Here is a 14,108-nt window from a genome sequence, read left to right as displayed (position 1 = left end):
GGCGTCATCGTCGGTTGCGGGCTGTGTCTCCGCCGAGGCATCGCCGGTACACTTCGAGCGTCTGTCTGGCTGTCCGATCCCAGGAGAATTCCGCGGCGCGCGCCAGGCCGCGATCGCGCCGGGCCTGGCGGCGATCCGCATCAGTCAGCAGCATCGCGATTGCGTCGGCCATCGCCAACCAGTCGCCGCTTTCGACGAGAAGTCCACCGTCGCCAACGACCTCGGGCAGCGACCCAGCGCGGGCCGCCACCACGGGCGTTCCACAGGCCATGGCTTCGAGCACCGGCAAGCCGAAACCCTCGTAGAGCGAAGGATAGACCAACACGACCGCGCGCTGGTAGAGGCAGAGCAGCACGTTTTCCGACACCGGACCCGGAAGGACCAGCACATCGGGGGCGCCCGCGTCGGCGCTTGCCTGGCGGAGCACGCGTGCCGCCCCGTAGTCGCGGCCAGCGCAGACCAACATGAGACCTGGTTCGACACGCGCCTGACGCTGACGGACGTTGAGCACGGCCCGTAACGCCGTCATCACGTCGCGGCGGGGATGCAGATCGCCGACATGCAGGACAAACGGGGCTCGAACCCCCGCCGGGAGCGAGACGGCGATATCCGCCCGCGCCGGCGAAAACGGCGAGCCGACACCCAGCGGCGCCACCGTGATGCGGGTTGGCGAGATGCCGTAGGCGGCGACGATCTCCCGTTCAGAGAATGTGGAGCCGGTGATCACATGCGCAGCGCGCAACGCGCTACGGCGGTAGAACCACTGGCGGATGACCCCGGACTGATGGGCGTAGAACTCGGGCCGCCGCACATAGCTGACATCGTGAATCGTCAGCACCACGGGTGTGCGGCCTACAAGTGGCGCCGTGTACGCCGGCGCATGAAACAAATCGAGGCGGGCCTGTGCGACGACGGCCGGGAGCGCAACGGCCGCGCGGGCGAGATTGGTGGGCAACGTGACCGCGTCCGGGCCGCGCACCGTTCCCGGAAGCAGGTCGAGCCCGCGTGGTGAATCGACGGCGACAAACTCGATATCCGGCGCAAGCGCCGGCAGGCGTCCGAACAGTTCTCGCACGTAGCGCCGCACACCTCCAGCGGGAAAGACAAGCGCGCGTGCATCAAAGCCGACACGCGGCCGCGCGGGCGAACGGGTCACTCGGTAATCTCCAGCCGAAACCGCCGCACGCGGATGCCGCGGTTTGCGCAGATCGCCTGCACTCGCTGTTCGCGCTCCGAGTCAATCAACCCGGTGCTGAACACCACTTCCTCAATCCGGTAGCGCGTCAGCACCGATTCAATCGAGCTGGCACTGCCCCGGACGGGGATGCCCATCAACCGTCGCCTGAGTTTCGCGGCATCGTCATCCAGAAAGGCCACGGGGTTGAGGTTCCACTCCGAGTTGGTCCGCATCTCGCGAACCAGGAGTTGCCCGCCCGATCCGGCGCCGTAGATGAGTGTCCGTTTCGCCCGAGCGCTTTGGAATCTCGCGGCCTCGCCCATCAGGCGAAACGAGGCGCGAGAAGCGGCGAGCGCCAGGATCAACAGCGCCGCGTCGACGACGAAGACGCCGCGCGAGAAACGCTCGAAGCGATACACGTACGCCGCCACGAACACGGAGGCCGCCGATCCGAGCAGCACACCACGCACGATCGAGAACAGGTCGCGGATGCTGAACGAGCCCCACATCCGGTCGTACACGCCTGATACGTGGAGTGCCAGCAGCTTGCAGCCCAGGACCACAGGCAGCGACGCGGTAAAGGTCGGGAGAAAGACGTCGAGTTGCTCGCCCTCGAACCTGACGCGATACGACGCGTACAGCACGATCGAGATCAGCACGACATCAAGCAGCATCTCGATTGCATGCCAGCGGAACGTGATCACCCCAAGGAACGGAGCAAAACTGGCCCTTTGCAGCACCCTGAAATCTTCGCCGTCATAGGCGGGCACGCGGGCCAGGTAAACGCTCGCCAGGACGAGCGCCACACCGAACAACGCCGCCGAGGGTATCCGCGACAGGCCGTCCCCGTGAATGTACCAAGCCACAGCGCCACCCGTCAGCGCCATGCCATACAGCACCGACACGGCGGTGCGCTCGGGCAAGCCCAGCGACACCAGCCGGTGCGACAGGTGGTCGGTGCCGCCTTTGGTCGCGCCGCGGCCGGCGAGACGCCGCAGCACCAGCACGAACGACGTATCGAGCAACGGCACGACCAGCACGAGACAGAGGATCGGGCCGTCGAACGCCAGCGCGGCACCGGGAAGGACAAGAACGGCGACCGCCGTGCCGGCAATCATCGAGCCGAGAAACAGGCTCCCGCAATCCCCCATAAACAGACGGGCGGGTCGCACGTTCCAGATGAGGAACCCGCCGATGGTCCCGGCAAACGCCACCAGCACCACGGTGAACAACCGGCCGAGCACCCCGCCGAAAATGGTCGCCAGGACGATCGTGGCGATGAGCGCGACCCCACCGGCCAGGCCGTCCATGTTGTCCAGCAGGTTGAAGGCATGGACCGTTCCCGCGTACCAGATGACGACGATGATCGTTTCCCACCACGGCACACGGGTCGCAGAGATGATCGAAAGGCCGTACAGGAGAAACGATCCGATCGCCAGAGTGGCGACCAGTTTTGTAAGAGGCGCGAGTTGGAGCCTGTCATCAACCAGGCCGACGCCGAACAGGATGCTGGATGTGCCCAGGATGAGCAGAATGTCGTGCCACGCCGCCGGGACGCCCCAGAGCCAGAGCGTCGGGATCGTGATGATCACGGTGGCGGCCGCCATCGCGATACCGCCAAATGTCGGCGTGGGATCACGATGCCATCGATCCGGGCGAGCAGAAACCACTGCCCCTCGGCTCGCCGCGACACGGCGCACCACAAAGGAGAGCGCCGCAGCGATGGCGACACCCAGCACGAACACGAGCGGGAGCATCATGCGCGCCCTAGAGTACCACGATCATAGGAGCGCTCGCGGACGCCGAACGCGGGCACATCAAGAAATGCCACCAGCGGGACACGTCATCCGGAGCGGGTGTGTGCCGTCGGCCAGTCTGTGGCGCGCTATCGCACCACCACTCGGACGATCTGCGCCCCGTCGAACGTGTTGGTTCGGGCACGGTGCGGGTAGACGACCAGATCATAGGTGCCCGGCGGCAGGTCGCGCACGCGAAGCCCGTAGCCCGCCGCGTCGAACTGCCGGCCAAAGAGCGCGCCGACATCAGGCCTCGGGTCGCCCTGGACCGCGACACCAAGCCAGATAGGTGACTCGCCCGTCAGCGGATACGCCCAGACATGCACGGTGTCGATACCCGATCCGCCTTCAGCGGCGAGATCAATCGCCCAACCAGCCACTTCAAACGGCTGCGTGACCATCGTTTCCGGCTGCGGCGTGTCGATCATAGCCCGCATCGGCGGGCCCACCACGACACTCACGCGGACGGCATCGCCGCTGGTGACCGCTGCACCCGAGGACGGACCAAACACCAGGTCGAACTTGCCCAGGAACCCGGGCGCCGGTTGCCAGTAGAAGACGCCCGCGCTCGCGTCCAGCGACGAGCCCACAGGCAGTAGCCGCCGGTTCCCACCCACCTCCTGCGCGCCCGCGTACGCCCGGCCGTCGAGCGGGGGCAGCCGCACCTCGATGCGGCCGTCCTGTGGGACGTCGATCACATAGCGGCCGTCGGTGTTCGGCGGGACGGATTCCCACGCACCGCCAAGGCGGCGCACGGACACAACGCCGTTCTGAACCGCCGGCGCTGGCGCCCCCCGGCGCGCAGCCTCAGGCCTCAGCGTTCCCGCGTAGGGGCGCGATTCATCGCGCCCGGCCGCGACGGCGGTCTCTCTCGAGAGCGCGGTCAATGGCGCCCCTCCAGTTGGGTCAGATCCCGGACCCCGCGCGCCGGCACTGTCGCCGCTCGGCGCATTCAGCACGTTGAAAAACCGGCTGCCGATCCCGTCGCCCCGGCCACAACTGTCGTACACCAGCCAGCCGATCTGGTGCCGGCCGTTGGTCAGCGTTGTCGTGTTCACATAGTACGCACCACTCGCGTTGGCGCTGTTCAGGAAGCCCGGGAACGCCGCCGCAATATCGCTACGCGCGTCCCCATAGCTGACCAGCGCGGCCGGGAGCGAGTCGACGGTGACCCACACATCCCCATTGTTGATCCGGCACGACGCGTCCCCCGCCGGCGTCAGCGCCCAGCCGAAGTTCACGAAGGTCCCCGACCTGGTCTCCCCGTACCCCGGCGTATCAATCGACCCGAACGGCTTGGACGCATGCGCGTTGTCGACCGCGATCGTCTTGGTGCCGAGCGACGCGCTGTGGCCGTCGACATCAAACGCGTAAGCATAGAGCGTGTACGGGCCGTTCCCCTGACCCTCCAGGCCCCACGACAGCAGCAAATAGCCCCAGCCCGCGCGGTTCGCGGCCGGATAGCTGGAATACAACGCCTCGACGTCCGGGCGCGCGTCGGTCACGAACAGCGGACTCGCGATAAACACCTTGCCATGAGCGGGGTGAGACGGATCGGTCACGTAGGCATGAGTGGGATCTTCCCCCTGTACCAGGTCCCGCCAGATCTCCACCCGGTCAATCGCCACGTCGTCGAGCGCCCAGCCCGTTACCGCGAACGACCCCTGCATCCCCGCCGTGCCGTCGGCCGGCGTGTCGAACGCTCCGAATGGCGCGGTGCTCGTGCCGACCTGTTTGACCGTCAGCGTGACGGGAACCGACCCGCCGACGCCGACGTTTGAGGCGGTGATCGTGACGGCACCAGAGAGCGATGACGATCCGCCAATCACGTTGCCGGGATTGACGATGGCGACCGTAAACTGCCCGACGCCGGGCCCGCTCGTGATCTGGAGCCACGTTGCGGAAGAACTGGCTGACCAGACGGGAATTCCGGGCCCGCTGTACGACGCGGTGATGATCTGCGCAGGCGTGGTGGCGACCAGGTCGCCCCCACTTCCGGCCTTCGTGGTCCCGAATGCCAGCATCGCCGGACTGAGCGCCGCCGCTCCATAGCCGACCGTCACGCTCACCGTGGCGGACACATTGAACGTCTCACTCACGGTGCTGCGCCCGAAGGCGACCAGGTCGTAGCGGCCCACCGGAAGGCCGCGCACGGTCAGCGAGAAGCCTGACTTGGTGAACTGGCCGAACTGACTAGGGTACCTGGCGGCCACGTCAGTTCGCGTGCCGCCATATGTGGCTGAGCCGAGAAAGATGGGCGCTTGGCCGGATCCAGGGTTCGGATACGCGTAGATATGGACCGTGTCGATGCCCGGCCCCCGGCCTGGACCGGGAATCTTTCCGAGGTCAACAGCCCAGCCGGTGAGCGTGAACGGCTGAGTCACGGTGGCGCCTGGCGCATCAAACGCCATCTGCCCATTGGAGGGCATGCCATCCTTGAGGTATGCCACCAGTTCGGCGAGCGTCGTCTGGAACAGCGTGTCCTTGATTTCGTAGTTGTGGAAGTCCCACCCGAACGGTAGAAGCAGGCTCGGCCGGTACTGCTTGACCAGCTCCATATCGACCTGGAAGAGGCCCAGCCAGGACGACACGCCGCCGCCTGGCAGGAGACCGGGGTGCCACTCGATGATGCCCCATCGCACGTCGCGTGCGGCGATGGCCGGCGCCGCGTTCTGCAGCGTGAAGGATGCCCCCGCCGGGCGGTAATCGAGATTGAACGCTGTGATGCCAAGCGAGCCGTACGGCGAGACATCGGCCGTCGACAGCGAGCTCATCGAACTGTACCAGCGTGGGTTTGGAACCTGCGGCGACCCGTTGAAGAGATAGTCGGCGGCAACCTGATCCGAATACCAGCGCGCGGGCGGAATCGTCGCTCCCGTCGCCGGTTCAGGCGACGTCGTCATCCACTTCGCGAATTCCTGATTGTGATGCTGCAGCATCGTCTGCTTGAACAGCACCCACAAATCCCACCACGCGTCGGCTCCTATCGCCTTCGGTGTTCGTGGCGGATCGAAGCCGCCCGGGATCTGTGCCGGCAGCTTGTTGTACCCGGTGGATTGGTAGGCGGTCAGCGGAATCGCGTGCGGGTCGGCCGACACGAACTGATCGCTGAGACTCCAGTCGAAGTGCAGCAGGTTCCAGGTCTGAAAGGACGTGCCGAAATCACCGTTCAGCGTGTGGCCGTCGCCATTGGTGTCGGAGCCCGGCGTCGCGTCACCGGCATACCGCGCGGCGAGGGAATAGCCCTGGCCCGCGTAGATGGCCCCTGGCGCGTAAAGTCCGGCATTCCGGAGCCAGTCCCGGAATTCCGCCACCATGAATGGCGAGTAGTCGGCGTATCTAGTGGCATAGGTCGGATCGGGAGTACATCCGAGATTGTCTTTCGGTTGTAGCATCAAGGCCAGGGCGCCGCTGTCGGCCACCGCAAACACCCAACAGTCAGGGAACGTCACTCGCCCATCTACAATCGAAAACGTCTGCCCGTTGTACCTGAGCGTCGTTCCGCTAACCGATCCGGTGGCCGGGCCTCCCGTACTCGGGTTCCAAAACTTGGCTAGCGCCAACTCCACTTCGCCATCGCCGCTTGCGGCGACCAGCGTGTCCGGGTACTGACGCATCAGGCGTGCGATCTCTTTCGCAATTTCGCGCATGTACGCCTGCTGGATGGCAAACTGCTTGCGCGCGTAACGCGAATGCGTCCACCACCCCCCCGCCAGGACATTGTCCGCGTACCACTGCATGCTGCGGATGTCCTCGGCCTCAGAGGCAGACTGCACCGGGTCGTAGCGTTCCCGGATGGCCGTCTGAATCGCGAGCGCGACCGGAAACCCATTGGCGTGCGCCTTGGCCACCGCATCATCGATCTGCGTGATGTTCGTACTGATGGCTGCCCGGACCGCTGTCGGATTGGAGATGTCCACGTTCCAATCCTGCATCGACAGGAAGATATACAGCGAGAAGCCTAGCTTGACGTAGGGCCCTTCGGGGCCGACTCTCTTACGCAGGTCGGTAATTTCTGCACTGACAGCCGCGTCGTCGGCACCCAGGTAGCCTCCCCAATACGGGAGGATGTAGAGGATGTCGTCGCGGTTCACCGTTTGCGCGGCCGCGTCGCCAGCCGGAAGGGCGACCGCGAGCATCGCGACGAATAGGAGCACTAGAAGGCGAACGGGGCGCTCTGAATGGACCATATGATAACGACCGCGGGGAGTAACGGCGGCGATTGTACCATGGCGGTAACTCGTCACACGCGACGCGTGGCCGCTGTTGACGCCACCGGGAGCCAATGAGCGACTGCAAGATCCAGGCCGCGCGATCGGGCGGCAATCAAGGTCGTCTCTGCTCCGGCTTCCACGATGCCCGTGTCGAAATCGTCTCTGCACGGCAATTCTTGTCGGTCGCGCGTGGTCTCGCCGGCCGCGCCGAAGCCTCTCGCCCATTCGCAGCGGTATACTCATCTGATTCGCCGAGCGGCCGAGCCAGCTATCCATGCCTTTCCGGCAGCGGTTTTCGATCTGCGAGCAACACGGTGCGAGGGAGCAATCACTTGCGCCACGGGCTGCGAGCAGGAGATGTCACATTGAAGCCTGTCATCATCATTCCGGCCTACCAGCCAGGCGAAGAGTTGATTGCTTTGGTAGATGGCCTCACCCGGGATCCATCTCAATACATCGTTGTTGTCGATGACGGATCCACTGGAGCATCCCGACGCACGTTCGATGCCATCGCCGCCCACTCCAATCAAGTTGCAGTGCTCCATCATGCCGTCAATCTCGGAAAAGGCCAGGCCCTCAAGACCGCGTTCAACCATTTCCTGGTCCACTATGCCGAAGACTGCGTCGGCGTTGTCGCAGCGGACGCGGATGGACAGCACGCGATAGAAGACATTCTGCGCGTTTCAGAATCTCTTCAGGCTTTTCCCGAAGCACTTTGTCTGGGCAGCCGTAAGCTGGAAAGAAACGTACCCGTGAGAAGTCTTCTGGGGAACAAACTCACCGCCCTGGTGTTCAGGATGGTGACAGGTGTCACCCTGGTGGACACACAAACCGGGCTCCGCGGTATTCCAAGAGGGGTGCTTTGTGATCTGCTGCGCTCAGTAGAGTCAGGCTACGATTTCGAATTGGACATGCTGATTCGCGCGGCGAGAAGCCGGCGCACGTTTCACGAAGTCCCTATCCGCACCATCTACAAGGCCAACAACGAAGGCTCCCACTTCAATTACCTGCGCGATTCACTGAAGATCTACTTCGTGTTTCTGCGCTTCTCAATACTGTCCCTGGCCACCGCCGCCATCGACTACCTGATATTTGCGCTGTTCCTCCTGAACTCAGGAAGCCTGTTTCTCAGCATTGCTGCCGCCCGACTGGGAGCAGGGACGTTTCAATTCACCCTGGGCAAGTCGTGGGTGTTCAAATCGGGGAATAGCGCGGCCAGTGAGATCGTCAAGTATTGCATTCTCGTCGTGGTCCTCATGATGTTGTCGTACAGCCTTATCGCGCCGATGGTCACATATCTCAATGTGAGCCCCTATATCGCCAAGATCATTGCCGAGGGAACCATCTTTCTATTGAGCTTTGCCGCCCAGAACATACTGGTCTACTCAGCCCGATCGACCAGGGAGCAGAAGACCCACTGGGATGCGTACTACAATGCGCCATTCAAGACATCGTCGATATCACGCAAGTTCACCGAAGATAGAATCCACCGACTAGTCGATACGTATGGCACGACGCCCATTTCTCGAATTTGTGAACTGGGCGGCGGAAATAGTTGTTTCTTTTCAGGATTGAGGGCGAAATACCCCGACGCGGCGTACGCCATTATTGACAATAATCAACGGGGCCTGGCTATATTCCGGGAACGACATGGCGATGACGAAGCCGTTGAAGTCATCAACGACGATGTGATCAATTCCACGAGTAGTGTCGCGCCCGCCGACCTCGTGATCAGCGTCGGTCTGATAGAACATTTCGGGCGTCAGGATACCGCCAGAGCCATTCACGCGCATTTTGTCCGCGCGAAACCCGGCGCCCTGGTGATCATCACGTTTCCGACTCCGACGTGGTTATACGTCGTCGCGCGTTTCCTGACGGAACTGGCAGGGGCCTGGAGGTTTCCGGACGAGAGGCCTTTGCCGCTCAACGAGGTCGTGACTGAGGTGCGCAGGCACGGGGACGTCCTGGACGTATCCATTAACTGGCCGGTCGTGTACACGCAGGGGATCGTGGTCGCGCGGGCCTTTCCTGCGGATTCCCTTCTTTCGGAACCAGCGGTACTGAAATGATCGGACTGGGGACGTTTCCCGGGGAGCGGCGGCAGCGCGCTCCTATTCCCCCATGGGTGTGGCTCACGCTGATTTACGTTGTCAGCGTCGCCGTGCATTTCCTGCGTCTTCGGGCGCAAGCGAAATTCCCATTGCTCGCCACCGATGAGGTGCAGTACATCGGCCTCGGGGATAGTATCCGCCTGGGTGCCGGCTTCACCACGCGCGGTGAAGTCCACACCGCCCTGCCGCCGCTGTATCCCCTGTTTGTCGCCTTTGCGCACTCGGTGGGATCAAATGCACGGATCTCGGCGCTCTTCTTCAGTTGTGCGTTTATCTCACTGGTGGTCTTTCCGGCATACCGGTTGGGCCGTCTCATCGGGCTCGACCGTCTCTCCGTCTATCTGATGGCGGCTGCGGCGGCGTTTCTCCCACACACCTTGTTCGCCGGCATGTACATGGCGGAGACGGTGAACTACCCGCTCTTCATGACGGCCTTCGTCGCATTTGCCCTGTGGGTCGAACAGCCCACCTGGCGTCGCGCTATGCTCGGCGGAACCTGCTTGTCGTTGATGCTGCTCACGAAGCTGGCGTCGTTGTCCTTCGCTGTCGCCGTGTTGGTCACCGTGATTGTGGTCACGGCGACCCTGCTCCGGCGTAAGCAGACCCCCCCGCGCTTTGCGTGGCAGATCGTCTCCATGTGTGGCCTCGTGATCGCTACGCAGGCACTCTGGCAGGCCTACAAGTACACGAGTCAGTCTGCCGGGCTCGGAATGTACGGCCGCACCTTGGGTGACTACGGGTTACCGCATCTGACCGCGTCCGTCTTCGGACTCTATCTCGCCGATCTGCTTCTCGCCCCCGGGTTGTTGGTGGCGATTCCGCTGCTTCTCTGGTTCACACAGTGCGGCCGCACCCGATTCCCACTGGCCGTCCTCCTGGCAGCCACCATAGGCGCCCAGATTACGATTCACGGAATCCTGCTGGGCGGACTCACTGGTGAACTGGACGAACGGCTGTTCTTCTACTCGTTTCCGCTCATCGCCATGTTCGCGGTGAAGGGCACCGATTCGCTGAAGGGTTCCTGGATGAGTACCCGCGCGTTGTTCATCCTGGTGCCACTGCTTCTATTGATTCCGATCTACCGGGCCGCGCACTACAATCCGGTCGTCGCCGTGCCTTGGGTCAGCGCCGTCGGTTCCTTCGCGTGGGTCTCCGTCGATTCTTTTTCGCCGCGCCATCTGATCACGGGTGCCGTCGGTCTCGTGTTGGTGGCTGGTGCCTTGATTCTGTTGACGCCTCGCTTTCGAGTGCAGCGCGTTGCCGCGGTGCTCGTCTTCGCGTTCTTCTCGCTGACGTTCGTCAGCAGCGCCAGGGAGATGTTCGCGTTGGCGGGCAGCGCCGGATACCCCGTGTCGCGCATCACCAGTTTTCTGTCACGGAGCAACGTCAACGCGAATGCGCGGTTGATCGTGTGCGCCAACATGGCGTACTACCAGGAACAGCACCTCGTCACGCCGCTCGATCAGTTCTTTATCAACTGGCACCGGAGGTTCGATCTCAGCGATCTGTTCGTGCTGCAAATTGAAGCACTGGGGCACTACGACGTCCGGATTGCGCGCTATCCCGAACAGATCCGGACCTGGATGCGCCCCGGCGATCATCTCCTTTCCGCCACCCGCATGACCGATCTCCAGCTGGTGAGCTACCAGTATCCGTACTATCTGTACAGGCTGACGGAGACGCTGCATGCCGATCCGAAACCGATCTATGTCATCGACATCACCGAGGAATTGTCGTACCTCTGGCCACTCGGACTCCCTCCCGCGCAGCAGGTGTATCAGATGTTGGGACAACCGGTGAACCTGCTCGCCGGTCACTATCGCGCGACGTTCTTCGTCAGACCGGATCCGTCGCGGCCGTTCTTTGCCGAAGTGGAACGAACCGTGGGCAAACTGGTCCTGGCCAGGCGGCAGGGGAGTGCGTCCGGTGTGACCACGTTCGATTTCGCGACGCCGGGAGATTCCCCACTGCAATTTCGTCTGAGTGGTCCCGGCATGCTCGGCGCCGTCTTCAAGGCCGCGAGCGTAGAATATCTTCGTCCATTCGTCACTCCGTTGCCGCCGGCCGCAGCGACGGGCCAGTTCGTCTCCGAACCAGGACGGCCAGGTGCGATCGTCGATCCGGCGTTGCGGCTGGCGTGCGACTTCTCGTCCATCAATGGTGAGGGGCCCGCTCCGATGTATACGATCCGGCGGGGAGCCCCGCTGGATTTCAGAGGCGAGGCGTCGGGACCGGCGTGGAAACCGTCTGGAGAACGCTGGATCGAACTGATATCCAGCCGTGGGAAGCTGTTCTATCTGCGAACCGAATCGCAGGGCGCCCACTCATTTCGAGCCGCGGGCAGCACCAGCGCGTTGACTCCTGACGTGTATACCGCGACCGTGGCACAAGTGGAAGGCGATCATCAGGTCTCCTGCGTCAACCACTGGAGACTGACCATCACTTCCCGCTAGAAGTACCGCGCCAGGATGAAGCGCAGCGCCCAGGCATGGATGCCGCACGCCGTCGCGGCGATCAGCCACTCGCGGCTGATGCCGGCGCGCCAACTAGGCTCGTCATGCACCCGCCGCGGCAGGATCGCGGCAATGCTCCAGAAGACAGCGAGCGAGGTCAGGTAGAACCCCACAAGGTAGCGGCCCATGAGGTTCCGATGCAGGTAGTAGCTCGACACGGCGTACAGCACGAGCGCCGCGACCCACCCGCAGACGAGCATCGCGATCCAGATGCCGCGTCGAAGCTGACGGGTTTTTCCCACGTAGATGAACAGGCCGATCGCGGCTGCCCCGCTCAGCAGGACGAGTACCGACATGAACCCGTCGCCGGGCAGCGTATCGACCCAGCCGAAGCCTTCCCAGAACGATGATGACAGCAGGAGATCGTGATGAACCAGCCGTAATCCCGTCAGGGCAACCGCAAGCACGTGGCCCGCATACGCACTTGCCGACGAGGGCATAGACACTTCGCGCGTGTCGAGCGTGGGATATGGCACGACGATCGAGACGATCAGACTCACGATGATTGCGGCGGCGGCCCCATAGCTCACCCATCGCACCAATCCGGTGACGAAGCGCCCCGGGTTCCCCAGGCGCCGTCTGATCCACCCAGTGCCCAGCTCGAGCACGAACCCGACCGGGGCGGCCGCCGTGATCCATCCGGGATGAGCGCGGAGCAATTCGGCCCACGCCTTGACGCGTTCTGGCACCTGCCCGGCGTCGCCAGGCCACAGGCCGTTTCTGAAGGTCGGCGTCGTTAGCAGTTCGAACGTTGCGAGTCCGGCGCCCAGACCGGCCCAGAAGATAAGGCTGCGGCGAAGGTCGCGGCTCGCCGGACCATCCAGCCGCGATCCGAGCCATGCGCGCCCCGCCACCACGGCGGCCAGAACAGCGCCGAACGGCAGTCCGCTGCGCCCGCTTCCGAACACCGCCGCCATCGCCAATCCGAGCGGCAGCCCCAGCAGATGAGATCCGCGGCCATCGAGGCAGAGGCCGGCGATCATCGCCGCCACCACGACGTAGGCCGACGTCAGAACCGCGAACTCGGATACATGCGTGGCGTAGGACGGCAGCGTCGGCACCAGCAGCAGGGCCAGCACGACGGCGGACGGTGCCGCGACCGACTCCGAAACAGAGATCCGGACCAGCGCCGCAGCGAGACCGAGCACGAATGCGAACAGCAGGGCATCGGCGAACCTGATCGCCAGCAGCGTGTGCGCCGTATCGAGCGGCCGAACGGCCCGTGTCAGCAACTTCCACCAGAGCCATGTTGTTGTGCTCCGCTCAGCCACATTGTGAGCGAACACCTCCTTGCCCCAGGTCGTGGACGCCGGGCTGCCAATGTCGACGGGCCGGAAGCGGCTGTCGCCGTGAAAGCGAATCCGATCGAAATGGCCGGCTCTGGCCAGCGCGGCGGTGCCCTCGCTCAGTTCTGGACGGTTCGCGACGTTGGCAAAGGCCAGCATGTGATCCGGTTCATCCGGCGCCTGGAGCGGAGGAATCAGCACGGCGTAGAGCAGCGCGAGCGCGAGTCCAAGACAGGCGATTCCCACGGCGCCCGAAACGGCCTTGACGGGTCCGTCGCGATTGTCGGTCGGCGCCAGCATCATCCCGGCGGCGAAGACCAGGGCCAGAGCCAGGGCGACCGCGCCCCACAGCCACGCCGTTGGTACCGAACCCTGCCACATGTACGAGAGGAGGTCAGCGCGGCGCCTGGCGACCCCGGGGAACGAATCGACGTAGAGTCCGTGCGCCACGGCGATGCTCGATTCTCCAGCGGATCCCGGATCCGAGAGCGACATCCATTCCGGATCGTACTGACGTGCCGGGATCCAGTGAGAAACAAGACCCAGGTGGCCCGGGCCCCGGAAGGTGACAGTCAGATCAACACGCCCGGGGAGCGAATCGAAAAACAGTGATGAACACCCTGTGCCGCGCTTGAAGACGATGTAGCGGCCGTTGGGAATTCTGGCGCCCGATTCCGCCTGGTATACGCACTCGGTGCCCCGGATGCGGATCTCGCCGCTGAGGAGCGTGGGCGCGGCGTCATACGTGACAAACGGGAGGTGGATTTCCTGGTGGCCAATGATGCGCTCGGGCCGGTTCTGCCAGAGGCCGATCTGCGCCCGCTTGATGCCACCCGGAAGATAGGTGACGCCGAGATCCACCGCGGTTGCCGGCCACTTCGTTCCGTCGCCCACGATCTCGGTGTCCAGGGTATTGGGTACCTGATGGAGGAGAGCGCTGATGACGGGAACGCCCAGCACCGCAGTCAGCAGCGCCGGCCAGATGATCGTTCTGAGCTTCACGCCTGGCGA

The 14,108-nt window shown here is 63.8% G+C and carries 6 protein-coding genes; 2 read left to right on the top strand and 4 right to left on the bottom strand.

Going from position 1 to position 14,108, the window contains the following annotated elements; translation table 11 throughout:
* Window positions 1-4: 4 nt before the first annotated feature.
* The 3 genes from NTV05_16635 to NTV05_16625 form a co-directional block, all read right to left on the bottom strand.
* Window positions 5-1,156 (bottom strand): glycosyltransferase family 1 protein, encoded by a 1,152-nt coding sequence (locus NTV05_16635; protein MCX6546024.1) that lies wholly within the window; start codon window positions 1,154-1,156, stop codon window positions 5-7.
* Window positions 1,153-2,937, bottom strand: a complete 1,785-nt coding sequence (locus tag NTV05_16630; GenBank protein MCX6546023.1) for a hypothetical protein — start codon at window positions 2,935-2,937, stop codon at window positions 1,153-1,155. Before NTV05_16630 ends, NTV05_16635 begins: the two co-directional genes overlap by 4 nt.
* Window positions 2,938-3,062: 125 nt before the next feature.
* Complete coding sequence (locus NTV05_16625) at window positions 3,063-7,130, bottom strand: hypothetical protein (GenBank protein ID MCX6546022.1); 4,068 nt, start codon at window positions 7,128-7,130, stop codon at window positions 3,063-3,065.
* A 128-nt stretch (window positions 7,131-7,258) separates the two neighbouring features.
* Here NTV05_16625 and NTV05_16620 point away from each other — a divergent pair, with 128 nt between their 5' ends.
* Window positions 7,259-9,256, top strand: coding sequence for a GtrA family protein (locus NTV05_16620; protein MCX6546021.1), 1,998 nt, complete (start codon window positions 7,259-7,261; stop codon window positions 9,254-9,256).
* Window positions 9,253-11,751, top strand: a complete 2,499-nt coding sequence (locus NTV05_16615; GenBank protein ID MCX6546020.1) for a hypothetical protein — start codon at window positions 9,253-9,255, stop codon at window positions 11,749-11,751. The genes NTV05_16620 and NTV05_16615 overlap by 4 nt, the downstream gene beginning before the upstream one ends.
* Here NTV05_16615 and NTV05_16610 read toward each other — a convergent pair.
* Window positions 11,748-14,099, bottom strand: coding sequence for a hypothetical protein (locus NTV05_16610; protein MCX6546019.1), 2,352 nt, complete (start codon window positions 14,097-14,099; stop codon window positions 11,748-11,750). The two genes, NTV05_16615 and NTV05_16610, sit on opposite strands and share 4 nt — an antisense overlap.
* Window positions 14,100-14,108 lie beyond the last annotated feature (9 nt).

It is taken from the genome of Acidobacteriota bacterium (assembly GCA_026393755.1).
In the GTDB taxonomy this organism is placed as follows: Bacteria; Acidobacteriota; Vicinamibacteria; order Vicinamibacterales; family JAKQTR01; genus JBAXOX01.
The sequence above is the reverse complement of the archived record's forward strand: the minus strand, read 5'-3'. Positions and strand labels throughout refer to the sequence as shown.